The following is a 26,073-nucleotide window of genomic DNA, read 5'->3' as shown; positions in this document are numbered from 1 at the left end:
AATGGGAGTAAAAGGAGAAAAAATCATGAATACTTTTATGTGGGATACACCCGAAAAACTACGTGCCCTATTATGTGAACTTGTGAGCTGGGAAAGCCGAACATTAACGGAGGGTGAAAATAAATTTGCCTTTCGACTAAAAGATAAATTGTTAACGCTTCCATATTTTGAGAAGCACCCAGACTTGATTGAATTACATGATGCAGGACTTGGCAGAAATGCAGTGACAGCCTTCTATAAGCATCCAACCGCAACTGAAACCGTTGTGTTAATCAGTCACTTCGATACCGTGCATACAGAGGAATATGGTGAACTAGAGCCGTTAGCCTTTTCTCCAGAAGAACTAACGAAAAAGCTAATGGAACCTAAATACCTAAAAGATTTACCAGAGGCAGCTCGCATTGATTTGGCGTCTGGGAATTATTTATTTGGACGCGGCACAATGGATATGAAAATGGGTCTTGCTTTACACATGCAGTTGATCGAAAAGGCAAGCTTTGAGCAATGGCCGATTAATTTAATTTTAACAACGGTTCCTGATGAGGAAGTCAACTCTGCTGGTATGAGAGCGGCTGTTGTGGAACTGGTGAGACTGCGGGAACAGCATGGCTTAACCTATAAATTATTTTTAAATAGTGAGCCATCGTTTTCACAAGGGCCTTCGGATACGAATGAATATATTTATTCAGGTACAATTGGTAAAATCATGCCTGCTGCTTTGTTCTACGGAAAAGAGACACATGTTGGTGAGCCATTAAAAGGGATGACGGCTCCCTTTATCGCTTCCTATATGACACAGCATATGGAGTGGAATCCCCTTTTCCGTGAAACAGATTTAGGCGAAAGCACACCACTACCGGTCTCTCTACAATTAAAAGATTTAAAAATGGAGTATTCTACACAAACACCATACCGTGCGGCGGCACTTTACAATGTCTTTTTGTTAAAACGTACAGCGGCTGAGGTGATGGCTATTTTTGAGGAAGTTGCGTTACAGGCAATGGCTGCTTGCAATGCGCACTATCAGGACATTTGTACACGCGAAAATGTGCAGGGTGTGGGCAAGGTAAAGGTCTTACGCTACGAGGCATTATTGGAGCATGCGATCCATAAGTTAGGAGCTGAGGAAGTACAAGCGATTAAGCACCAGGTTCAGCAGCATCCTGCATGGGATGATCGTGAAAAATCCATTCGTATTGTGGATCAGCTCATGATTCGCTGTCAGGAATTAGCACCTGCCACAGTTCTGTTATATGCACCACCTTACTATCCAGCCATTAATTCATCCAACCATCCATTAGTGAAACAGTCGATTGAATTAATGAAGCAAACAGCTCAAACATTTGATATTGAGGTGGAGCAGATCCACTACTTTAACGGAATCTGTGATTTAAGCTATGTCAATTATTCAGATGCATCCAATGAGTGGCTAGCATTTGAACGGAACACACCTGTATGGGGCGATACGTATCATATTCCATTCAAAGAGATGGCGGCATTACAAGGTCCTGTCTTAAATGTCGGTCCATTTGGTAAGGATGCCCATCAAAAAACAGAACGATTGCATGTGGATAGTGCGTTTAAAGAGATGCCTGTTATGATTGACACGCTTATTAAAAGTCTATTTTAGCCAAATAAATTTTTTTTTTCGATATTTAATTGAATACAATGTAAAAAGTTGATGCTATAAAGGTATCAACTTTTTTATTTATCAGAAAAATTTAGATTGACTTGTATTTTTCGTTATCATGACGATACATATAGGACATTATAATTATTTGAAAGTGGGCATGAGGAGAGAGCATGATGGAAAATCAAGAAAAATTAGCTTTTTCTATTCGCGAAGAAATGGTTCAGTCGAATTTAAAAGGGATGAGAATAGTTGCTTGGACACTCATGTATGTATCAGTCATTATTTCGTTAATACATTATGGAGAGGTATTTTTTGTGAAGGCGGAAAGAGCCATGGTTCCCGTCTATATTGCCATTCATATCGCTATGTTTTATATAGATGTTGCAGTATTATTGTTTATCCGAGAAAAGCGAATTCATATTACTCCTGTTAATATACAGAAGTATGAACGGTTGGTTGTTGTTTATATTTACACAATAATGCTTTTGATTACTGCGATATCGGTATTGGATGTTTACTTTTTCCGTCATGCAGCACTCTATGAGGTTATTTTAATCATTATTTGTACAGTATTCGCGTTACCTTTACGAAAAATTGTCTGGATTATTTTGCTTTCTGCATCAGCCATTATTGTGAGTGCATATATGAGTGCTGGAATATCGAGTGAAAATATAAAAATTATATTACCCATGTCATTATTAATACCTATTGGTGTAATGATTCAATATCAGACCTATAAGGTTCGTAAACAAATCCATACCCAGCATATTTTATTGAATGAGGAAATGACTAAAACGAAGCGACTATCAGAATTGTTGGCTATTAAAAATAATGAATTAGCAGAGCAAGCATTAAAAGATTCTTTAACGAATCTACCTAATCGACGTGCATTTAACCAAAAATTGAATAAGATCGGACAGCAACTTTATCAAACACAACCTTTAACAGTCATAATGATTGATATTGATTGCTTTAAAAAATTTAATGATTATTATGGTCATTTGCAGGGAGATGCAGCAATTGTCAAAGTCGCATCTCTATTGGAGGAAATTGCAGGGAAGTATAATGCATTTGTTGCCCGTTGGGGTGGCGAGGAGTTTGTTATGATAAGCCAGCATACTCATAAGGTTGCTGAACCTGTATGTGAAGAAATCTTAGAAGAAATTCGACAACTTAATATACCGCATTTACAATCTACTATTGCCCAACAAGTTACTGTTAGTATTGGAATGTGTCAAGCTAAAATCGCAAAATATGAGCATTTACAAACATGTTGTGAATTAGCTGACCAAGCGCTATATTTGGCAAAGCAAAACGGACGAAATAACTATTTCTGCAAAATGGCAATTTTTGATGAAGAAGCAAATGCGTCTATTTGAAGTCAGAAAACGTTGCTACGAAGCCCTTCAATACCCCCTTAGGTTGCTTAAATTATAACGAAAGTGTTACAATATAGTTTAGTCAAAAAGAGCCAAGGGGGCATTTCTATGTCAATTGAATTAAACAATGAATTCGGCCAAATTGATATTTCAACAGATGTACTTGCACAAATTGCTGGTGGAGCTGCTGTAGAATGCTACGGTATTGTTGGCATGGCATCTAAACATCAAATTCGTGATGGTCTAACTGATATTTTACGTAAAGAAAACTTCGCAAAAGGTGTTGTAATTCGACAACAGGACGACGATTTACATATAGATATGTACATTATTGTTAGTTACGGGACAAAAATTTCGGAAGTGGCTTATCAAGTACAATCGAAAGTGAAATATACAGTAGATAAAACATTAGGTATGAGCGTAAAATCTGTCAATATCTTTGTACAGGGCGTTCGTGTAGCGAATTAAGAGGAGGAACTAAATCGAATGCAGTCTTTAGACGGTATAAAGTTTGCTGAAATGGTACAAATGGGGGCGCATCACCTATACCAAAATGCAAATTATGTAGATTCATTAAATGTTTTCCCCGTTCCAGATGGTGATACAGGTACAAATATGAACTTATCGATGACATCTGGTGCAAAGGAAACAGAGCATGCTGCTTCAGAGCATATTGGTAAAACAGCACAGGCATTATCAAAAGGCTTGTTAATGGGAGCGCGTGGGAATTCAGGCGTTATTCTATCTCAGTTATTCCGTGGTTTTGGGAAGTTTATTGAGAAGGAGTCAACAATTGATGCAAAGGGCTTTGCTGGAGCATTCCAAGCGGGTGTTGATACGGCATATAAAGCTGTTATGAAGCCAGTAGAAGGAACAATTTTAACGGTAGCACGTGAAGCTGCGAAAAAAGGTGTAGAAGTAGCAGAAACTGAAAACGATATCATTGCCGTAATGGAAGCTTTTACAGCAGAGGCAAAGGCATCGTTGGATCGTACACCTGACCTACTGCCTGTTTTAAAAGAAGTTGGTGTGGTAGATAGTGGTGGTCAAGGCTTACTATTTGTGTATGAAGGATTTTTAGCTTCCTTAAAGGGGGAGGCTCTTCCGGAGAAAAATGATGCGACGCTAGATGATTTAATCAATGCAGAACATCATAGAGCCCAAGATTTCATGAACACTGCTGATATTGAATTTGGTTACTGTACAGAAATAATGGTACGCTTAGAAGAAGGAAAAGAACCTTTTAATGAAGAACAATTCCGTAATGAATTAAACCCTTTAGGTGATTCTTTACTTGTTATTTCAGATGAGGAAATTGCGAAGGTTCATATCCATTCCGAGCAACCAGGTTCTGTTCTATCAATTGGCCAAAAATACGGTAGTCTTATAAAAATTAAAGTTGATAATATGCGTGAGCAGCATTCAGCAATCGTTGGCGAGGAACATAAAGCCCCTACGCCTGCTAAAAAAGTAGAAAAACATCCATATGCTATTGTAACGATTGCTATGGGTGAAGGTGTGGCAGAATTATTGCGCTCTATCGGTGCTTCCTATGTCATTGAAGGCGGTCAAACAATGAATCCTTCAACTGAAGATATCGTGAAGGCTGTACAAGAAATCGGTGCAGAGAAAGTATTAATCTTACCGAATAATAAAAATATAGTGATGGCAGCGGAGCAAGCGGTTGAACTATTAGAAATTGATGCAGCAGTAGTTCCTACGAAGACGATTCCTCAAGGAATGGCAGCGATTTTAGCGTTTAACCCAGAGGCAGCTGTTGATGTAAATAAAAAAACAATGTCAGAAGCATTTACAAATGTGAAGACAGGTCAAGTTACCTATGCAGTGCGTGATACATCTATTGATGGTGTTGAAATTCACAAAGATGATTTTATGGCATTGGCAGAAGGAAAAATTGTCCTTTCTACACCAGCACTAAAGGATGCAGCTGAAAAAGTAATTAAGGATTTAGTCAATGAAGATGCTGAGATTGTTACAGTCATTTATGGTGAAGATACAACTGAACAAGCTGCCTCTGAGTTGGTAGCTTTCATAGAAGAGAACTATCCGGATGTAGAAGTTGAATTATTTGATGGTAAACAAGGGTTATATCCATATATTATTTCAGTAGAATAATTACATGCTACTTTGCTATTCCGTAAAGAAAGCAGTGCACAAAACGTGTACTGCTTTTGTTTATGCTACAAAGAGAATGTTGGATTAAATTTATTAAAAACGTACTAAATATGAATCATTCAATGTACGTACCCACAGGATATAAAATTTGGAAATATTGGAATGTCGCCGCTTTCGTAGTTGTGTATATATGGTACGGACAATAAATAAGCATAAATATTTACTATAAATTATAGTAGTGGTAATTTTCTGAAAGTTGATAAATTAAATGCTTTACTTTTATAGTAACTATCAAGCATGATATAAATAAAAATAAATATTATTATACGGATAGAATAGAGGGGTGTTTGTATGAAGTTTACTTCAGTATTTGATATTATTGGACCAGTCATGATTGGGCCTTCCTCCTCTCATACGGCAGGAGCAGCTCGCATCGGGCGTGTTGCAAGGGATTTATTTGGTAGACAACCTAAATGGGCAAAAATTCATTTATATGGATCATTTGCAGAAACGTATAGAGGGCATGGTACAGATGTTGCGATTGTAGGAGGCTTATTAAATTACGATACATTTGATGATCGTATTAAAACGGCATTTGAAGATGCCAAAAAAGCAGGATTAGAATACGAATTCATTCCTGAAACAGCTAATACCGAGCATCCAAATACGGCTCGACTTGTCATTGGAGACGATGAAGGGGAAATGTCAGTAGTCGGTATTTCAATTGGTGGCGGAAAAATTGAAGTCAGTGAAGTCAATGGCTTTAAGTTACGTTTAACTGGTGGTATGCCAGCAATTCTTGTTGTTCATGACGATCGTGCTGGCTGTATTGCCAATGTAGCCAATTGCTTGGCGATGCATGAAGTCAACATTGGGCATATGGAGGTATCACGTATCGAACGTGGTTTAACTGCTTTGATGGTGATTGAAGTTGATCAAAACATTGAGGATAAGGTGCTACAGCAAATATCTTTAATTCCATATATTACAAAGGTCTCAAAAATTAATAACTAAGGAGGTGTCCCGTGATGGACGTTTTATTTCATAATGTTCGTGAACTTGTTGAACGAGCAGAGAAAGAAGATAAATTAATATCAGAAATTATGATTGAACAAGAAATATTGATAACTGGTAGAACGCGTGAAGAAATCATCCAGCAAATGGATCGAAATTTAACAGTGATGGAAGAAGCAATTGAACGTGGATTACAAGGTGTGCAATCAGTAACAGGTTTAACTGGTGGGGATGCCGTATTACTTCAAAATTATATTGCACAAGGAAAGTCACTTTCAGGTGATTTATTATTAGATGCAGTAAGTAAAGCGGTTGCAACTAATGAAGTAAATGCTGCAATGGGAACAATCTGTGCAACACCAACAGCAGGTTCAGCAGGTGTAGTGCCAGGAACACTGTTTGCAGTAAAAAACAAACTAAATCCAACTCGTGAGCAAATGATTCGTTATTTATTTACGTCAGGAGCATTTGGATTTGTGGTAGCCAATAACGCTTCCATTTCTGGGGCTGCTGGTGGTTGTCAGGCAGAGGTTGGTTCAGCTGCAGGTATGGCTGCAGCTGCTATTGTCGAAATGGCTGGAGGTACACCACAGCAATGTTCAGAAGCGTTTGCCATTACATTAAAAAACATGCTAGGTCTTGTTTGTGATCCAGTGGCAGGCTTGGTTGAAGTGCCTTGTGTCAAACGTAATGCAATGGGTGCATCTAACTCCCTAGTAGCGGCGGATATGGCACTTGCTGGTGTAACAAGTCGTATTCCGTGTGATGAAGTAATTGGTGCTATGTATCGCATTGGACAATCTATGAGTCCTAATCTTAAAGAGACGGCACGAGGCGGTCTAGCAGCAACACCAACAGGGAAGGCGATCAGTAAAGCCATCCTTGAAAATGGTGGCTTACAAAGCATTAAAGCACTTCAATAAATATAAGAAACATGCTATCTAAATAGGTAGCATGTTTTTATGTTGGTTGATAACTTACTGGAAAGAAAAAACCTCTTACGTACATTGTCGATTTAAGTATAATTAAATTTTAATAAGGAAATATATTTATCTTAATTATATAGCAGGGACGTGAATAGAGATGGATTTGCGTAATTTGAAAACATTTCATGTTGTTTCAACTTACCTCAACTTTACAAAAGCGGCTGAAATTCTTAATTATAGCCAGCCTACAATTAGCCAACAGATTAAAGCGTTAGAGGAAGAGTTAGGGCATATCTTAATTAATCGAATGGGTAAGAAAATGTTTCTTTCTCAAGTAGGAAAAATAGTAAAGGAACATACAGATCAATTATTTGGGATTATTGAGGAAATGGAACAGGATTTGAAGAATTTCGAAAAGCCATTTGGTCATTTGACAATCGCTGCACCAGAGTTTTATTGCGGCTATTATTTATCACATATTATCGGTTCGTTTTTAAAACAGTACCCTCAGGTAAACCTAAAACTTCTTTGTGCCAATAGTAAAGAAACAGCCAAACTTGTGAGTTCAAACCAAGCAGATATAGGTTTTGTAGCTGGATCCCCTAGTTACGCTGGTGTAGAGGGGATTTTATTGGAGGAAGAGGATTTAGTATTGGTTGGAAATCCGCTTATTATAAAGGATCGCACTGTGCAGGAAATATTTGATGATTATCCCTTTATAACCTATGGAATGGATGACTGTATTGTCAGTTGCCTGCAAGAAATTAAGTGTAAGCCACAAACAATAGTGGAATTTGGAAGCGAGGAAGCAATTAAGAGAGCAGTAATGGAACAAGTGGGTCTAGCCTTGTTGAGTGATATTATTATTCAAAAAGAGGTAACAAAAGGGAGTCTTCAAGTTCTGTACCGATTCCCTAAAAAGTTACCTACTTATTTAATTTTTCCTCAAAATGCTAAAACATTTAGTAATGTAAGTACATTTATTGATTTAGTTAAAGACACATGGAAAACAATTTAATTGGTTTGTATATCGAAAAGAATGAAAAGAATGTTGCTGCCTGGTGAAATCGCAGGGATGTAACGTTCTTTTTATTTGTAATTTTTTTGATGTATCCCGATGAATTTATATGTAAATTTATCAATAGTAACTATTCAAAATAGTAATTTTTTATTTATTTTTTTATCAATTACAATGAATAAGACGGAAATTTCAAAAAAAGGGGATGGCTTTTTATGTTGGAGAGATATGTTACGTATTGATAGTGGACATAAAAATTTGTTTTTATTCAATGATTCAATTAAGGAGGATGGCGGATGAGTAAATTTATAGCTAATAAAGAAATAGAGCAACAAAAAGGAATTAATGTTTATGTGTTAATCTTTTGCCTTATTGTTATATCATCTATTTTAACGTATTTTATTCCAGCTGGTTCATTTCAACGGGAAGAAGTTAATGGACGTCAAGTGATTCAACCTGGGACATTTAGTTTTACAGATATGAACCCCATTGGATTTTTGGATATTTTTAGCAGTGTACATTCAGGCATGATGCAAGGAGCAAGTATTATTTTCTTCGTATTGATTGTAGGAGGTACCTTTGGAATACTATCAGCCACAGGGGCATTAGAATCCTTTATCGCCATGCTATCTGTAAAAATGGCAAAACGCGAAATGTTAATAATACCAGTATTAATGTTGTTTTTCGCCTGTGCTGGGTCATTAATGGGGATGTCTGATGAAACGATTGTATATGTAGGGATTCTTGCACCGCTTGCTGTTGCCCTAGGGTTTGATGCAATTACAGGTTTTGCAATTGTTATTCTTGGTGCATCTGTCGGATTTTCGGCAGCTGTTATGAATCCGTTTACAGTAGGAATAGCGCAAGAGATTGCGGGCTTGCCATTATTTTCAGGAATTGCTTTTCGAATTGTCATTTTTATTGTCTTATACACAGTAGCAACAATATATGTTTATCGCTATGCAAGAAAAGTGAAAAATAATCCTAAACTCGGCTTTTATGGAAATTTTCGCAATGATGAGGGTGATTTCGTACAGGGGAATTCGAAAATGGAAATAAGACATAAGCTTGTTATGGCTACATTTCTTTTGAATTTTATCGTATTGATGTACGGGGTTGTAAAACTAGGTTGGTACATTACTGAAATAGCTGGTTTATTTTTATTGTTTGGTATTTTAATGGGGCTTATTGGCAAATTATCACCTTCGCATATTGCTAATTCATTTATGAAGGGCGCAGGTGATTTAGTTGGTGGCGCTCTTATCATTGGGTTAGCTCAGTCTATTTTAGTGATTTTCAATAACTCAGGATTAATTGATACAATTCTCTTTTACACATCTGCATTGCTTGATTCAGTTCCACCTGCACTAAATGCTGTAGGGATGTTTATCTTCCAGTTATTTTTAAATTTTTTAGTACCATCAGGAAGTGGACAGGCTGCCTTAACGATGCCAATTATGGCACCTTTATCAGATATGATCGGTGTTACAAGACAAACAGCCGTACTTGCCTATCAATTTGGCGATGGTATGTCGAATATTATATTCCCAACAGTAGGTTTTTTAATGGCGGGATTATCAATTGCGGGTATTCCTTGGGGTAAATGGATAAAGTGGATTTTTCCGTTTATGCTTATTCAAGTAACAGTTGCGGTAATATCGCTCATTATTGCACAAGTCATACAATACGGACCTTTCTAAAGGAGTTTAACAATGGAAATAATGAATATAAAAAAATTAGCAGAAAAGGCAATAGAGGATCGCCGTCATCTGCACCAATACCCAGAGCTTTCTGGTGAAGAATACGAAACAAGTGAGTTTATTCGCAAAAGACTAGAGGAGTTAGATATAGAAATTCTAGATTATGAACCTCCAGGTGTAGTGGCGTTTATAAAAGGGACAAAGGGAACAAAAACTATTGCATTACGTGCCGATATAGATGCCTTACCTATAAAAGAAGAGGGAGACAAACCGTACATTTCAGACAGGCAAGGTGTTGCTCATATGTGTGGCCATGATGGTCATACAGCGATTTTATTAGCAGTTGCAACATGGATAAGCTTAAATAGAGAGAAAATCGAGCCGAATATCAAGCTTATATTTCAATCAGCAGAGGAAATCACGCCAAGTGGCGCTGATTTATTAATTCAAAAAGGTGTGTTGGAAGATATAGATGCTATTTTTGGCATTCACTTATGGCAAGGTTTAGAGAAAGGGAAGATAGGTTTAACACATGGACCGATGATGGCTTCTATTGATGATTTTGAAATTATAATTCAAGGGTATGGTGGTCATGGTTCGATGCCACATGAAACAATTGATCCTATTTATATAGCTAGCCATTTAATGCAAGCTTTTCAAAGTATCATAAGTAGAAATGTCAATCCTATCGATGCGGGTGTCATTACAGTTGGTAATATACAAGCGGGAACCACTTATAATATTATTCCTGATACGGCAAAATTAACTGGAACGATCAGAGCATTGACACCGAACACTGTAAAAATCATTAAAACGAAAATGGTAAGTTTAACAGAAGGGATTTGCCGAGCATTTGGAGCAGAAGGAAAAATCGATTTTATTTTAGGAACACCTCCGCTCGTCAATGATCCAACACAATCACGATTTATTGAATCGATTGTACGGGAACAATTCGGAGATACCGCATTTAAGGTAGTCGAACCAGTCATGGGTGGAGAAGATTTTTCTTATTATTTACAACATAAGCCTGGAGCATTTGTTTTTGTAGGTATGGGTGGTGAAAAAAGCCAATATCCACATCATCATCCACGATTTGATCTAGATGAAGATGTTTTCCCTGATGCGATTCAACTATTTATAAATATTATCTTGCAACATAAATAATCAGACTATTTATACGAAAAGGAGTTTTACATCGTGATAAAAAAGATTGAAGTGTTTGCAGCACGTTTACAATTAAAGGAACCCTTCGTTATTTCTTATGTTCATTTAGATGATATGCCAACTATTCTTACCAGAATCGAGACGGATGAGGGTGTAGTTGGCTGGGGCGAAGCTGTGCCTGATCAAAATGTGACGGGTGAAACTTGGGAGAGCACGTATCACGTTATTAAACATGAACTAGCGCCATTACTGATTGATGAAGATCCATTTGCAGTAGACCGTATCCATAAAAAGTTTAATGAAAAAATTGATGGAGTCCCTTCAGCAAAAGCCGCATTGGACATTGCACTCTACGATTTGATGGGGAAAATGACTGGTCAACCAGTTTATCAATTAATTGGTGGAAAAGCACATGAGGAATTACAGGTGCCAAGAGTGATTAGCATTAAGAGTCCTGAGGAAATGGCTAAAGATGCAAGTGAATTTGTAAAATCGGGTTTCCGTAATATTAAAATTAAGGTTGGTACAAATGCTGATTTAGATATTGCTCGTATTCGTGCTGTAAGAGAAGCAATAGGTGAGGAGGTGCAACTGCGAGTAGATGCCAATCAAGGTTGGAATAGAATGGAGACACTAAAAGTAATAAGAGAAACTACAGCTTGTCATGTAGACTGGTACGAGCAACCTGTAAAAGCACATGATTTAAGAGCGTTAAAAGAAATCAGAGCCCTTTCACCTTGTAGTATTATGGTAGACGAAGGTGTTCATAATATTTATGATTTAGTCGATGTCATAGAAATGCGTGCTGCCGATATGCTAAATATAAAATTAATGAAATCAGGTGGAATCTATCCAGCTTTAGCGCTTGCAAGTCTTGCGGAGGCTGCAGAGATGCCTTGCCAAGTTGGCTCTATGGTTGAATCAGCAATCGGAACAATGGCTGGGGCACACCTAGCCATCAGTAAGTCGATTATCCATACAAACGAGATGGTCGGACCATTAATGTTTGTAAAAGATGTGGCAAATGTTACATACTATAAAGACATCCTGCAGTTAAGTGATAAAGCTGGATTAGGAATAGAAGTTGATGAGCAATATGTGAAAGAAATTACATGTTTCTCCTGTGAAATTAAATAATCAAAAGTTTAACCCTATCAATCATTGGTAGGGTTTTTGCTTATGTGTAGGGTTAGGGAAATAATTTATGGTACATTAGATAGAGAGAGTATAACACTACATAAACAATCAATGAAGGGAGTTGTGGGATAAGATGACTGAATTATATGGACCCGTCAATGAATTAAAAGGCGTCGGGAAAGAAACAGCAGCCCATCTTGAATCACTAGGAATCAATACAATAGCTGATTTATTATGGACGTTCCCACATCGACATGAAGATTTTCGTTTAAAAGATTTAGCGCAAACACCACATAACGAACGGGTTACAGTTGAGTGTAAGGTGGAGCGGGAGCCTACGATTTTATTTTTAGGTCGTAATAAGTCAAGACTCCAAGTAACTGTTTTAGCAGGAAGACATTTAGTGAAAGTCGTATTTTTCAATCAGGGCTATTTAAAGCAAAAGCTTGTACCTGGTTCCATTATTACGGTGACTGGTAAATGGGATCGAGGTAGACAAGTAATCAATGGCACTTCAGTTACATTTGGTCCTAAAACAGATCAAGTTGACTTTGAGCCTGTCTATAGTCTGAAAGGCTTGATCCCCCAAAAAAGATTTCGAAAATATATGCGACAAGTGTTAGACGATTGTGGAGAAGTACTGCCAGAGACCATTCCATATTATTTACAAGAGTCGTATAAGCTTGTTTCAATAAGAGAGGGCTTGGAGGGTATTCATTTTCCACTGGATGCTGGGCATGCTAAACAAGCAAGGAGACGCTTTGCCTATGAGGAGCTATTAAACTTCCAATTGCGTATTCAAGCTTTACGGAAAATAAGGAAGGATAGTGAACACGGTACAGTTATTCAATTTAATGTGCATAAGTTACGAGATTTTATCGCTTCCTTACCCTATGAATTAACGAATGCTCAAAAACGCGTGGTGAATGAAATTTGTAAGGATTTGAAGGAGCCGCATCGAATGAATCGCTTGCTACAAGGGGATGTAGGTTCGGGTAAAACCGTTGTAGCAGCAATAGGGCTATATGCAGCCGTAACAGCAGGTTTTCAAGGAGCCTTAATGGCACCAACTGAAATATTAGCAGAACAGCACTTAGAGAATTTGAAAGAATGGTTCCAACCATTTGGTGTTCGTGTTGCACTCTTATCCGGGTCCACTAAAACAAAAGAGCGACGTGTGATATTAGCTGATTTGGCAAATGGAGATCTTGATATTGTTATTGGTACACATGCTCTAATCCAGCCAGATGTTATTTTTCATAAACTTGGCTTTGTCATCACGGATGAACAGCACCGCTTTGGTGTGGAGCAACGACGTATTTTGCGTGATAAAGGGGAGAATCCCGATGTGCTTTTTATGACAGCTACCCCGATACCACGAACACTAGCTATTACAGCATTTGGGGAAATGGACGTATCGATGATTGATGAAATGCCAGCAGGGCGTAAGCAGATTGAAACGCATTGGATGAAGAAAGAACAATTCGGCTCTGTTTTATCTAAGCTAGAATTAGAGTTAGCTGCTGGAAGACAAGCCTATGCGATTTGTCCGCTTATCGAGGAATCCGATAAGCTTGATGTTCAGAATGCTGTGGAAATTTATGAGCAGCTAGCGACTTATTTTAAAGATCGTTATCATGTCGGTTTAATGCATGGGCGTTTATCAGCTGATGAAAAAGATGCGGTTATGCGTGCTTTTAGTGAAGGGACTATTCAAGTTTTAGTTTCTACAACCGTTGTAGAGGTAGGTGTAAATGTACCAAATGCTACCTTTATGCTTGTCTATGATGCTGAACGCTTTGGCCTAGCGCAGTTGCATCAGCTTCGAGGTCGTGTTGGTCGTGGTGAGCACCAATCATACTGTATTTTACTTGCAGATCCTAAGTCTGATGAGGGGAAAGAACGTATGCAATCGATGACAGAAACAAATGATGGTTTCCGTTTAGCTGAAAAAGATCTTGAATTAAGGGGACCAGGAGACTTTTTTGGTAGAAAGCAAAGTGGTTTACCTGATTTTAAAGTAGCTGATTTAGTACATGATTATCGTATATTGGAGACCGCTAGAAAAGATGCCTCAGAGATGCTTGAAACAAAAGAGTTTTGGCAGGATGACGACTATCAATACTTGCGTAAAATGCTAGAAGATACTGGTGTTTTACAAGGAGAGCGCTTCGATTAATCTGAGAAGCTTGTTAGCACAGAAAGAATGTAAGTACTTGATTTCAAAACAAGTCTTGCATTCTTTTTTTATACTCTATATACTGATATTAGTACCAAGTGCTAATAACAACTCAAAAGGTGGCGAATGAAGTTGAGACGAACGAAAAAAGAGCGACAGCGACTACTATCTGAAACGATAGCTGAAAATCCATTCGTCACAGATGAACAGCTAGCAACACAGTTTCAGGTAAGTGTCCAAACAATTCGTTTAGACCGTATGGAATTATCAATACCAGAATTACGCGAGCGAATTAAAGATGTTGCTTCAAAAAACTATGAAAATGAAGTAAAATCTCTCCCGATTGATGAGGTCATTGGGGAGATAGTAGATATTGAATTAGATCATCGAGCACTCTCGATTTTTGATGTACAAGAAGAGCATGTTTTTCAGCGTAATGGCATCGCACGTGGGCATCATTTGTTTGCGCAAGCAAATTCATTAGCGGTTGCAGTAATTGATGACGAACTAGCATTAACCGTACATTCCAATATTACGTTTGTGAAACCTGTACGAGCTGGAAATCGTGTTATTACAAAAGCGATTGTTATCGGACGAGATGAACAAACACACCGAACAAAAGTTGAGGTAACATCTACCGTTAATGGTGAAACCGTTTTTGTTGGTGAGTTTGATATGTACCGCACGAAAGGTAAAGGTGAGTAACAATGAAATTAGCGCTTGATGGAATGGGTGGAGACAATGCACCAAAGTCAGTTGTTGAAGGTGCACTTTTAGCATTAGAGCAAATTCCAAACTTAGAAATTCAACTATATGGTCATCAAGATAAGCTGGAACCATTTTTAAAACAACATGATCGATTAAAGGTTATACATTGTGAGGAAGCAGTAGAAGGAACTGATGATCCTGCCCGTGCTGTTCGTAGAAAAAAGGATTCTTCCATGGCACGTATGATGGATGCAGTAGAGGAGGGTAAAGCAGATGCTTGCCTTTCTGCAGGGAACACAGGGGCCCTGATGGCGGGTGGCCTATTTAAAGTAGGTCGCATTGAGGGAATAGCTAGACCAGCATTAGCTACAACGCTACCAACATTAGACGGTAAAGGGTTTTTAATGCTTGATTTAGGGGCAAATGCAGATGCTCGCCCAGAGCATTTAGTGCAATATGCCATTATGGGTGATATTTATGCTAAAAAGGTTGGAGGTTTGCAAAAACCACGAATTGGCTTATTAAATATCGGTACCGAGGATAAAAAAGGGAATGAATTAACAAAAGCTGCCTTCGAATTATTGAAGGAAGCAGATTTGAATTTTATTGGAAATGTAGAAGCACGTGATTTACTTGAAGGAGTAGCTGATGTTGTTGTAACAGATGGCTTTACAGGAAATATGGTGTTGAAGTCTATTGAAGGGACAGCAGGTGCTTTATTTTCTATGTTAAAAGAGGCCTTTATGTCTTCAACGAAAACGAAAATTTCAGCAGCGCTCATGAAAAATAATTTACGTGACTTGAAAAATAAAATGGACTATACAGAGTATGGTGGCGCAGGATTGTTTGGCTTACAAGCACCTGTTATTAAGGCACATGGATCATCAAATGCGAAAGCGATTTTCAGTGCCATTCGACAAGCCAATACGATGGTGGAGCATACGGTTATTTCGACGATTACGGAGACAGTACGCCACATAGAAATTGATTAAGCAAAGGGGATTATTCAAATGACAAAAATAGCATTTATTTTTCCAGGACAGGGTTCACAAGTAGTTGGAATGGGTCAAGAGTTTGTTGAAAATGCTGCAGAAAGTAAAGCATTTTATGATCGCGCAGATCAAGCTCTTCAATTTGAATTATCTAAATTAATGTTAGAAGGTCCAGCAGAAGAGTTAACACTGACATATCATGCACAGCCAGCGCTACTTACTACTGGTGTAATGGTGGCTGAAAAGTTACGCGCAGCAGGTATTCAACCACACTACGCAGCGGGTCATTCACTTGGAGAATATGGTGCATTGGTGTTAGCAGGTGTTATGTCATTTGATGATGCTGTGTCAATCGTGCATAAACGAGGTCTTTATATGAATGAAGCTGTGCCAGCAGGTCAAGGCGCAATGGCAGCAATTTTAGGAATGGAACTAGAGGCATTGAACGAGGTAACAGAGCAGGTATCAGCATCAGGTGACTCTGTTCAGGTGGCTAATGTGAATTGTCCAGGACAAATTGTTATTTCGGGCACTAAAGAAGGTGTGGATAAAGCAAGTGTTGCTGCCAAAGAAGCTGGTGCAAAACGAGCAATACCTTTAGTTGTAAGTGGTCCCTTCCACTCTGATTTAATGCGTCCATCTTCAGAGAAACTGCAAGCAGCATTGGCAGAGATTTCTTTATCTGCACCTGAAATTCCTGTAATTGGCAATGTGATGGCGAAGGAATTAAAAGATGTAGCAGCAATACAACAAGAGCTAGTTGAACAGGTATACAGTGCTGTTCAATGGGAAGCTTCTATGCGTGAAATGCTTGCGCAAGGTGTTGACGTCTTTATCGAATGTGGACCTGGTAAAGTATTAAGCGGTCTCTTGAAAAAAATTGATCGCTCTGTTGCAACTTATTGTGTTTATGATGAAGCTTCGTTAGAAGCAGTTTTAGAAGCGTCGAAGGAGTGGTCAATTAATGCGTAAATTAGAAGGAAAAGTAGCTGTTGTAACAGGAGCTTCAAGAGGGATTGGACGTGCTATTGCTTTAAAGCTTGCAGAAGAAGGTGCTAAGGTTGTTGTGAACTATAGTGGCTCTCAGGCAAAAGCAGAAGAAGTAGTAGCGATGATTCAAGAAAACGGTGGCGAAGCAATTGCTGTACAAGCTAGCGTCTCTCAGACAGAAGAAGTGACAGCATTAATGGATGCTGCTGTGAAAACATACGGCTCCCTTGATATTTTAGTGAATAATGCTGGTATTACAAGAGATAACTTGATTATGCGTATGAAAGAAGACGAATGGGACGATGTATTAAATACGAACCTTAAAGGTGTTTTCCTTTGTACAAAAGCGGTCACACGTCAAATGATGAAGCAACGTGCAGGTCGCATTATTAACATTTCTTCCATCGTTGGTGTAGCGGGTAATGCTGGTCAAGCCAACTATGTTGCGGCTAAAGCAGGTGTTATTGGACTAACGAAAACGACGGCAAAGGAATTAGCTTCTCGTAATATTTTAGTTAATGCTATTGCACCAGGTTTTATCGAAACAGAAATGACAGAACAATTGCCAGAGGATATCAAACAAGGTATGCTAACACAGATTCCTCTTGCGAAACTTGGTCAGCCAGAGGATATCGCAAAAGCAGTAGCTTTCCTAGCATCGGAGGACGCAAATTATATGACTGGACAAACGCTTCATATTGATGGCGGTATGGTTATGTAATTTCAATTAGGCATATAAGCTGATTTTTTGTATAATCATTTGAGGGGAGGTGAATCATTTGTCTACAGTATTAGAACGCGTAACAAAAGTAATCGTGGACCGTTTAGGTGTGGAAGAAAGCGAAGTAACGCTAGAAGCTTCTTTCCGTGATGATTTAGGTGCTGACTCATTAGACGTAGTTGAGCTTGTAATGGAGCTTGAAGACGAATTCGATATGGAAATTTCTGATGAAGATGCTGAAAAAATCTCAACAGTAGGTACTGCAATCTCATACATCGAAAGTAAATTAAACTAATTTCGTTAAAACTTTATTTAGTGAAAATAGATCACCTCTAATGGTGTAATGGTCATCGTAATCATACAATGGTTTTATGGTAGCTTGAATAAAGTAGAAATTACTTTTTCTGCATTCCTTGTTTGAAGGAGCAGATTCAATGAATGAAGATGTATTTAAAGGGGACGAAATGGATCGGTTTTCGATCTATTAACGTCCCTTTTTTATGTTAAAAATCTAATGACCAGTCAGCTTCAAAATTCTCTCTAATGGGAGATGCATGCTGTATTAAGAGGAATTTTCGGAAAAATTTCCAAAACATTGTGTTTAAGCCGAAATACTTTTGCATAAACGCCCTGAAAAAGGTACACTAAAACGGTAGAAACTATTAGGAAGGCAGATTTGTTCAATGGCTATGAAAAGAAAAGGAACTATGCAGAAATCTGGCGTACTTCCTGAAAAAGTACGCAACCAATTTGAGCTGTTACAGCATGAATTAAATATCACATTTATTAATAAAAATTTATTGTATCAAGCATTCACGCATTCATCTTATGTGAATGAGCATCGCCGTAAATTATTTACGGATAATGAGCGTCTTGAATTTTTAGGAGACGCAGTACTTGAACTGTCTGTTTCTAAATATCTTTTTGAGAAATATCCAAATATGAGCGAGGGTGAGTTAACAAAGCTAAGAGCTTCCATTGTATGTGAGCCATCACTAGTGATATTTGCTAACGAGCTAGGCTTTGGACGCTTTGTATTACTTGGAAAAGGTGAGGAATTAACAGGTGGTCGGGAACGTCCAGCGCTGCTTGCAGATGTCTTTGAATCATTTGTAGGTGCACTCTATTTAGATCAAGATTTACAAACGGTCGTGTCATTTTTAGAACGAATCGTGTTCCCAAAAGTAGAAGTCGGTGCTTTTTCGCATGTGATGGATTTTAAAAGTCAATTGCAAGAAATGGTACAGCAAACGAATAATGGACTTCTTCATTATGAGATTATCGATGAAAAAGGCCCAGCACATAATCGTACCTTTGTATCAAGCGTATTATTAAATGGACAAGAGCTTGGTATTGGTCGTGGAAAATCAAAAAAAGAAGCCGAGCAGCAAGCTGCACAATGTGCAATGCGGATGATGCGTGAAGAAGCTGCAAAAGAGGAGGCTTAATAGATGTTCCTAAAACGACTAGAAGTGATTGGCTTTAAATCTTTTGCGGAACGCATTGGAATTGATTTTGTACCTGGTGTTACAGCCGTTGTTGGACCAAATGGCAGTGGAAAAAGTAATGTCACAGATGCGATTCGTTGGGTACTTGGGGAGCAATCGGCAAAGTCGTTACGTGGAGCAAAGATGGAAGATGTTATTTTCGCTGGGAGTGACTCTCGTAAGCCACTCAACTTTGCAGAAGTAACACTTATTTTAGATAATACTGATGAGCAACTTGCTTTTTCTTATACAGAAGTCAGTGTAACAAGACGCGTATACCGTTCAGGTGATAGTGAATATTTATTAAATAACCAACAGTGTCGCCTGAAGGATATTACGGACTTGTTTATGGATTCAGGACTTGGGAAAGAGGCATTTTCAATTATCTCTCAAGGTCGTGTTGATGAAATTTTAAATAGTCGACCTGATGACCGTCGTTCTATTTTTGAAGAGGCAGCTGGCGTTTTAAAGTATAAAATAAGAAAGAAAAAAGCTGAGCATAAGCTTGTTGAGACAGATGAAAATTTGTATCGTGTATTAGACATTCTCCATGAATTAGACAACCGATTAGAGCCGCTTGAAATGCAGGCATCTAGTGCAAGAGATTATGTACAAATGTCTTCTGAGCTAAAGGATTTTGATATTGCAATTCTTGTGCATGATTTTAAAAATTGTGCACAATCTTTGCATGCGCTTAAAGAGGAATTTACGGAGCTTTCTGCAACAGAGCTAGAACAAGCTCAAAATATTTCAATGATTGATAAACAGACCGCCAATATACGTAAGCTATTAAAAGATCTAGATGATTATTTGGATGTTTCGCAGGCTGAGCTTGTCAATGCCACTATGGAGGTAGAGCGTTGGGATGGTCGTAAGGCATTAATGGCTGAAAAACGCCAAAATGCATCGAATCAACTATTACAACTGAATACAACATTACAAGAGGCTAAGGCGGAAGTAGAATTACTCCTGGTTCAAGAACAGGAGAAAAAAGAAGTGTTCTCCGAGAAGCAACAAGCCGTATCAGTATTAAAGCAGAGCATCAAGCAGTTAGAACAATCATTAAATCGGTCTGTGACAGAAATCGAGGAAGAAATAGAAGACTATAAAAATCGATATATTGATTCATTAAATGAAGAAGCAACAGTCAAGAATGAATTAAAAAATATCGATCAGCAATTAGCTCAACAAAAGGCAATGGCGGCAAAAATGTCCGATCAAACAGATGAAATTGGACAAGAGCTTATGCAAATCATTGCTGAAAAAGAAAAGCTAGTGGTTGAACATGCTTTGACAACCAATGATTTACAGAAAAAATTAGAGCAATATGAAACCTTACAAATACAGTTGAAAAATGTCAATATTTCTTTTAGCGAAAAACAGGATATGTTGTACAAAGCGTATCAACACCAACAACAACTAAAGGCTAGAAAAGATACATTAGCTGAACTCGAAGCTGATTTTTCTGGGTTCTTCCAAGGTGTTAAAGAAGTCTTGCTTGCTCGAGATAAAGGTGATTTACAAGGTATTGAGGGTGCTGTAGCAGAGTTAATCCAAGTTGAAGGAAAGTATTCACAAGCGATTGAAACAGCTTTAGGTGCTGCCTCTCAACATATTGTCACAACCAATGAGCGCCATGCGCAACAGGCTATTCACTGGTTAAAACAAAAACGGGCTGGACGTGCTACTTTTTTACCGAAAACAGTCATGAAATCACGCAAAATTAATCCAGGAACTATTCAGCTAGCAACTGAACATCCTGCCTTTGTTCAAATGGCAGATGCACTTGTCACTTTTAATGAAGATAATCGAACAATTGTTGAAAATCTATTAGGGAATGTCATCGTGGCATCAAATTTAGAAGGCGCAAGTCAAATTGCCCGATTATGTGGTTTCCGATACCGAGTTGTCACACTTGAAGGAGATATTGTTAATGCAGGGGGTTCCTTAACAGGTGGTGCACTGAAACAGCAATCCTCACTCTTTACAAGAAAAGCAGAGTTAGATGATTTAATCATTAAGCTAGAATCGTTACAGGCTTCCATTTATAGTGCTGAACAGGCTGTTGCAGCCGAAAAAGAGAAGCTTGCAGTACTGCGAGATCAAGTAGAGCAATTAAAGCTTGAAGGAGAGCAATTACGAAAAGATGAGATGCAACAGTCAAGTCGTATTCGTGAGCTAGAAGTCGTAGAAAAAAGCTTATCGGCTAGAGTAACCTTTGCTTCAACTGAAACAAAAGATGTAAAAACACGTGAGGAAGCATTGTTAACACAAAAGCAAGCAGCAGAGGAGCGCTTAAATACCCTTGCTGTAGAGCTTGTCGAAATCAATGAAACTGTCGAACAATTAAGTAAGGTAAAGTTACAGGGGGAGACAGAGAAAGATGTCTTACGAGAACAGCTTGCCGAAAAACGTTCACAGCTAGCGGTTATGCAAGAACAAATGTCACAAGTTCAAATTACGACTGCTGAACTGGCACTACAATTAAACAAAGCACAACAAAAAGTTAAAAATATTTCTCAGGAAATAATGTGGCTTCAATCTGATGAATCGACAAATCATTTAAGTGATGAAGAGGTCGAGGAACAGGTTGTGACATGGAAAGCAAGAAGAGATGCCTTACAAGAGACTATTTCTGAAAAGAAAGAGCAGAAAATAGGACAACAACAAGAACTCTCTACATTAGAAGAACAACTCAAGGAACTACAGCGTATTCATAAAGGATATCTTGAAGCAATTCGTGCCAATGAGTTAAAACGTAATCGTGTAGAATTTGAAATGGATAATTTTATCGAACAACTCGAAGAAAATTATCAGTTAACTTTCGAAGAGGCTGAGAAAGAAGCTCTGGCAATAGAAGATGAAGAGTTTGTGCGAAGACGTGTTAAATTGTTAAAAAGATCTATTGAAGAGCTAGGACCTGTTAATTTAAGTGCGATTGAGGAATATGATAGAGTACTAGAACGTCATACTTTCTTAACTGAACAACGAGAGGACTTGCTTGCTGCACAGGAAACATTACATGAAGCAATCAAAGAAATGGATGAAGAAATGACGATGCGCTTTAGTGAAACGTTTTATGCTATTAGAGAGCAATTTAAACGTGTTTTCCGTGAATTGTTTGGCGGGGGGCAAGCTGATTTGGTTTTAATTGACCCACAAAATTTATTGGAAACAGGTATTGAAATTGTTGCACAGCCTCCAGGAAAAAAATTACAGAATTTAAGTTTGCTTTCTGGTGGTGAGCGTGCACTTACGGCCATTGCTTTACTATTCTCCATCTTAAATATTCGACCTGTACCATTTTGTATTCTGGATGAAGTAGAGGCGGCTTTAGATGAAGCGAATGTTGTGCGTTATAGCCAATATTTGAAAAAGTTTAGTCTCGACACACAATTCATTGTGATTACTCATCGTAAAGGAACAATGGAGGGAGCTGATGTCTTGTATGGTATAACAATGCAAGAATCAGGTGTGTCGAAACTTGTATCAGTAAAACTAGAAGATGAACCCGTACTTGCGGAGCAAAGGAGCGAACAAGCATGAGTTTTTTTAAACGTTTAAAAGATAAATTAATGGGTAATCCAGCAGAGGAAGAGAAGCTAGACGCAACCGACAACGAACAGGAATCTGACCATTCGGAGCCGGAGTTTAAAGAATTAAACGAACCTGCTGCCATTGAGACCGTTGATCTAAAAGTGTCTGAACAAGATGAAGAATCACCAGAAATGGCGATTGTGAAAGAAGTCGACGTGGAAGCCGAGCCCTCACCTGAAATAGAAGAAGCACAGCTAGATGTTCAGGAGCTAGCAGTAGTAGAGGATGAACTACTGGAAGAGAAAAAGCCTTCTGCTTGGTCAATAACACAAAAATTCAAGGCTGGTCTTGAAAAAACACGTAATTCTTTTACATCAAAAGTGAATGACCTTGTTGCACGCTATCGTAAAGTGGATGAGGATTTCTTTGAAGAATTAGAGGACTTACTATTACAGGCTGATGTTGGATTTGAAACAGTCATGGAACTCATGGATAAACTGCGTTATGAAGTGCAACGTAAAAATATTAAAGATACAAATGGCATTCAAGCTGTGATTTCTGAGAAGCTTGTAGAGATTTACGAGCAAGGTGAAGAAGATTTAATTGAACTAACTATGCAGCCAGATGGTGAACTAACGGTTATTCTATTTGTTGGCGTAAATGGTGTTGGGAAAACAACAACGATAGGTAAGCTAGCACACCGTTTAAAGTCTCAAGGGAAAACGGTTGTATTAGCTGCGGGTGATACGTTCCGTGCAGGTGCTATTGATCAATTACAAGTATGGGGAGATCGTGTTGGTTGTGAGGTTATTAAACAATCAGAAGGCTCTGACCCAGCAGCAGTTATGTATGATGCGATTCGTGCAGCAAAAAACAGAAAAGCGGATGTGTTGATTTGTGATACAGCGGGACGCTTGCAGAACAAAGTGAACCTAATGAATGAGCTTGAAAAAGTTCATCGTGTTATTTCACGTGAAATTCCAAATGCTCCACATGAAGTATTATTAGCATTAGATGCAACAACTGGCCAAAATGCGCTTGTTCAAGCACAAACATTTAAAGAGGCAACGAATGTGACAGGGATTGTTTTAACAAAGTTAGACGGTACTGCTAAAGGGGGGATTGTTCTTGCTATTCGTAACAAGCTGCACATTCCTGTAAAATTTGTGGGTCTTGGTGAGAAAATGGATGATTTACAGCCATTTGATGCAGAACGATATGTCTATGGACTATTTGCTGATGGTTTGGATAAGGAACTACAAAATAATGATGAAAACAGCTAACAGTGGCTGAATAGTTTTATATTGAATGCCATATATCTCTTTTCTATTCAGAAAGCAGGATGCTTAGTTTGCTTCAGCTTTTGAACAAAATTGGATAAAGTGACACTGACACATAATAGATAAAAACGCTCGATTGTGTATAGGTGAATTGACTTGTTTAAAAGAGTAATACTAGCCAATGGCAAAAAATGCCTGAAAGCTGTAATTTAGGCTTTTAGACAAGGAGATTACCTTGACACAGACGGGCGCTTTTCGTTATGATACAAATGACTAATAGCGGGAGGAGAAACATTCGATGCTACTTGAAAAAACAACACGCATGAACTTTCTCTTCGACTTTTATCAAGCATTATTAACAGATAAGCAAAGAAGTTATATGGAGCTATACTATTTGGATGATAACTCTCTAGGAGAAATCGCTGAATCGTATGGTGTTTCACGCCAAGCTGTTTACGATAATATTCGTCGAACTGAAGCGATGCTTGAGGAATATGAAGAAAAATTATGTTTACTTGAAAAATTTCAACAACGTACCCAAATGCTGTCACAGCTAACACAGGGGATTACAGAAAAAAGTATGACAGCTGAAGAGCAGCTAGCACTTATTGAGCAGCTGAAAGAATGGGATTAGGAGGCGAAAGCAATGGCTTTTGAAGGATTAGCGGAACGACTCCAAGGAACGATCCAAAAGATTAAAGGCAAAGGAAAAGTGTCAGAGCAAGACGTTAAAGAAATGATGCGAGAAGTCCGATTTGCTTTAATCGAGGCGGATGTTAACTTAAAAGTAGTCAAAGAATTCGTGAAAAAGGTAAGTGAACGTGCTGTCGGTGTTGATGTTATGCAAAGTTTAACACCAGGTCAGCAAGTTATTAAAATTGTACAGGATGAACTAACAGAATTAATGGGGGGCGAACAAAGTCCCATTAAGTTCAATACGAAGCCACCCACTGTCATTATGATGGTTGGTCTACAAGGTGCGGGTAAAACGACCACTACAGGTAAATTGGCAAATGTTCTACGAAAAAAATATAATCGTAAACCATTATTAGTTGCCGCTGACGTTTATCGTCCAGCAGCTGTCCAACAATTACAAACATTAGGAAAACAGTTATCACTACCTGTTTTTGCGCTAGGTACTGAGGTATCTCCTGTAGAAATTGCACGTCAGGCAATTGAATTGGCAAAGGAAGAGCATCATGATGTAGTGATTATTGATACAGCTGGTCGACTTCATATCGATGAAGACCTAATGCAAGAGTTAAAGGATATTCGTGCATTAAAAGAGCCAGATGAGGTTTTCCTAGTTGTTGATGCCATGACGGGTCAAGATGCAGTCAATGTAGCAGAAAGCTTTAATGAAGCAATCGGTATTACTGGGGTTGTTTTAACAAAACTTGACGGTGATACGCGTGGTGGTGCTGCATTATCTATCCGTTCTGTGACGCAAAAACCAATTAAATTTGTCGGGATGGGCGAAAAAATGGATGCGCTTGAACCATTCCATCCAGAGCGTATGGCGTCTCGTATATTAGGTATGGGCGATGTTCTGTCCCTTATCGAGAAAGCTCAGGCAAATGTAGATGAAGCCAAGGCAAAAGAATTAGAAGAAAAGTTTAAATCTCAAACATTTACTTTTGATGATTTTGTCGAGCAATTACAGCAAGTCAAGAAAATGGGCCCTCTTGATGAAATTTTAAAAATGCTACCAGGTGCTAACAAAATCAAAGGCTTAGATAATGTAAAAGTTGATGATAAGCAAATGGGGCGTGTAGAGGCCATTATTTACTCGATGACGCCTGCTGAAAAGACCAACCCAGAAATCATTAATGGTAGCCGTAAAAAGCGTATTGCGAAAGGCTCTGGGACATCTATTCAAGAGGTGAATCGTCTCATTAAACAATTCGATGAAATGAAAAAAATGATGAAACAAATGACTGGAATGGCAAGTGGTAAAGGGAAGAAAAAAATGAAATTACCAGGCTTTGATTCATTGTTTAAATAATAATTTTTAGGTGTTAAGAAAAAACACTTTACAAACAACCTAAACATTGATAATATACTATCTTGTG

The 26,073-nt window shown here is 38.3% G+C and carries 21 protein-coding genes; all 21 read left to right on the top strand.

The features are described 5' to 3' along the window. Nucleotides 1-25: 25 nt before the first annotated feature. Nucleotides 26-1,630, top strand: coding sequence for a M20/M25/M40 family metallo-hydrolase (locus AAJG31_RS08665; protein WP_103117570.1), 1,605 nt, complete (start codon nucleotides 26-28; stop codon nucleotides 1,628-1,630). A 176-nt stretch (nucleotides 1,631-1,806) separates the two neighbouring features. Next, the gene (locus tag AAJG31_RS08660) at nucleotides 1,807-3,012 is read left to right on the top strand and encodes a diguanylate cyclase (protein ID WP_066037826.1); all 1,206 of its coding nucleotides are present in this window, start codon (nucleotides 1,807-1,809) and stop codon (nucleotides 3,010-3,012) included. A gap of 108 nt (nucleotides 3,013-3,120) precedes the next feature. Beyond that, nucleotides 3,121-3,480, top strand: a complete 360-nt coding sequence (locus AAJG31_RS08655) for an Asp23/Gls24 family envelope stress response protein (protein ID WP_004269431.1) — start codon at nucleotides 3,121-3,123, stop codon at nucleotides 3,478-3,480. A gap of 18 nt (nucleotides 3,481-3,498) precedes the next feature. After that, on the top strand, nucleotides 3,499-5,148 hold the full coding sequence (locus AAJG31_RS08650) for a DAK2 domain-containing protein (RefSeq protein ID WP_048391660.1): 1,650 nt from the start codon (nucleotides 3,499-3,501) through the stop codon (nucleotides 5,146-5,148). 351 nt (nucleotides 5,149-5,499) lie between these two features. Continuing rightward, complete coding sequence (gene sdaAB / locus AAJG31_RS08645) at nucleotides 5,500-6,162, top strand: L-serine ammonia-lyase, iron-sulfur-dependent subunit beta (RefSeq protein ID WP_004269429.1); 663 nt, start codon at nucleotides 5,500-5,502, stop codon at nucleotides 6,160-6,162. Nucleotides 6,163-6,176: 14 nt separating this feature from the next. Further along, complete coding sequence (gene sdaAA, locus AAJG31_RS08640; RefSeq protein ID WP_004269428.1) at nucleotides 6,177-7,085, top strand: L-serine ammonia-lyase, iron-sulfur-dependent, subunit alpha; 909 nt, start codon at nucleotides 6,177-6,179, stop codon at nucleotides 7,083-7,085. 160 nt (nucleotides 7,086-7,245) lie between these two features. After that, a complete protein-coding gene (locus AAJG31_RS08635) occupies nucleotides 7,246-8,106 on the top strand; it encodes a LysR family transcriptional regulator (RefSeq protein ID WP_066037825.1) in 861 nt (286 codons plus the stop codon). 296 nt (nucleotides 8,107-8,402) lie between these two features. Further along, nucleotides 8,403-9,806, top strand: coding sequence for an AbgT family transporter (locus AAJG31_RS08630; RefSeq protein ID WP_066037824.1), 1,404 nt, complete (start codon nucleotides 8,403-8,405; stop codon nucleotides 9,804-9,806). A gap of 12 nt (nucleotides 9,807-9,818) precedes the next feature. Continuing rightward, nucleotides 9,819-10,970 (top strand): amidohydrolase, encoded by a 1,152-nt coding sequence (locus AAJG31_RS08625; protein ID WP_054550501.1) that lies wholly within the window; start codon nucleotides 9,819-9,821, stop codon nucleotides 10,968-10,970. A gap of 33 nt (nucleotides 10,971-11,003) precedes the next feature. After that, a complete protein-coding gene (locus tag AAJG31_RS08620) occupies nucleotides 11,004-12,107 on the top strand; it encodes a dipeptide epimerase (RefSeq protein WP_083225383.1) in 1,104 nt (367 codons plus the stop codon). A gap of 133 nt (nucleotides 12,108-12,240) precedes the next feature. Then, the gene (gene recG, locus AAJG31_RS08615) at nucleotides 12,241-14,286 is read left to right on the top strand and encodes an ATP-dependent DNA helicase RecG (protein ID WP_054550503.1); all 2,046 of its coding nucleotides are present in this window, start codon (nucleotides 12,241-12,243) and stop codon (nucleotides 14,284-14,286) included. 132 nt (nucleotides 14,287-14,418) lie between these two features. After that, entirely contained in the window at nucleotides 14,419-14,991 is a 573-nt protein-coding gene (fapR, locus tag AAJG31_RS08610) for a transcription factor FapR (protein WP_004269421.1), read from the top strand. A gap of 2 nt (nucleotides 14,992-14,993) precedes the next feature. Next, the gene (gene plsX / locus AAJG31_RS08605; protein ID WP_048391651.1) at nucleotides 14,994-15,986 is read left to right on the top strand and encodes a phosphate acyltransferase PlsX; all 993 of its coding nucleotides are present in this window, start codon (nucleotides 14,994-14,996) and stop codon (nucleotides 15,984-15,986) included. Between the two features lie 18 nt (nucleotides 15,987-16,004). Further along, nucleotides 16,005-16,958, top strand: a complete 954-nt coding sequence (fabD, locus tag AAJG31_RS08600) for an ACP S-malonyltransferase (RefSeq protein WP_004269419.1) — start codon at nucleotides 16,005-16,007, stop codon at nucleotides 16,956-16,958. After that, nucleotides 16,951-17,697, top strand: a complete 747-nt coding sequence (fabG, locus tag AAJG31_RS08595) for a 3-oxoacyl-[acyl-carrier-protein] reductase (protein ID WP_004269418.1) — start codon at nucleotides 16,951-16,953, stop codon at nucleotides 17,695-17,697. Before fabD ends, fabG begins: the two co-directional genes overlap by 8 nt. 58 nt (nucleotides 17,698-17,755) lie before the next feature. Next, nucleotides 17,756-17,992: an acyl carrier protein gene (gene acpP / locus AAJG31_RS08590; protein ID WP_009371143.1), complete on the top strand. Its 237-nt coding sequence runs from the start codon at nucleotides 17,756-17,758 to the stop codon at nucleotides 17,990-17,992. 388 nt (nucleotides 17,993-18,380) lie between these two features. Then, nucleotides 18,381-19,145: a ribonuclease III gene (rnc, locus tag AAJG31_RS08585; RefSeq protein WP_012293239.1), complete on the top strand. Its 765-nt coding sequence runs from the start codon at nucleotides 18,381-18,383 to the stop codon at nucleotides 19,143-19,145. A gap of 3 nt (nucleotides 19,146-19,148) precedes the next feature. Beyond that, the gene (gene smc / locus AAJG31_RS08580) at nucleotides 19,149-22,730 is read left to right on the top strand and encodes a chromosome segregation protein SMC (protein ID WP_279494161.1); all 3,582 of its coding nucleotides are present in this window, start codon (nucleotides 19,149-19,151) and stop codon (nucleotides 22,728-22,730) included. After that, complete coding sequence (gene ftsY, locus AAJG31_RS08575) at nucleotides 22,727-24,004, top strand: signal recognition particle-docking protein FtsY (RefSeq protein ID WP_279494162.1); 1,278 nt, start codon at nucleotides 22,727-22,729, stop codon at nucleotides 24,002-24,004. Before smc ends, ftsY begins: the two co-directional genes overlap by 4 nt. Before the next feature lie 295 nt (nucleotides 24,005-24,299). Beyond that, nucleotides 24,300-24,635, top strand: a complete 336-nt coding sequence (locus tag AAJG31_RS08570) for a putative DNA-binding protein (protein WP_048391643.1) — start codon at nucleotides 24,300-24,302, stop codon at nucleotides 24,633-24,635. Between the two features lie 12 nt (nucleotides 24,636-24,647). Beyond that, a complete protein-coding gene (gene ffh, locus AAJG31_RS08565; RefSeq protein WP_048391641.1) occupies nucleotides 24,648-26,006 on the top strand; it encodes a signal recognition particle protein in 1,359 nt (452 codons plus the stop codon). Nucleotides 26,007-26,073 lie beyond the last annotated feature (67 nt).

The organism is Lysinibacillus sp. BS3 (assembly GCF_039614735.1).
Taxonomy (GTDB): domain Bacteria; phylum Bacillota; class Bacilli; order Bacillales_A; family Planococcaceae; genus Lysinibacillus; species Lysinibacillus capsici.
The sequence above is the reverse complement of the archived record's forward strand: the minus strand, read 5'-3'. Positions and strand labels throughout refer to the sequence as shown.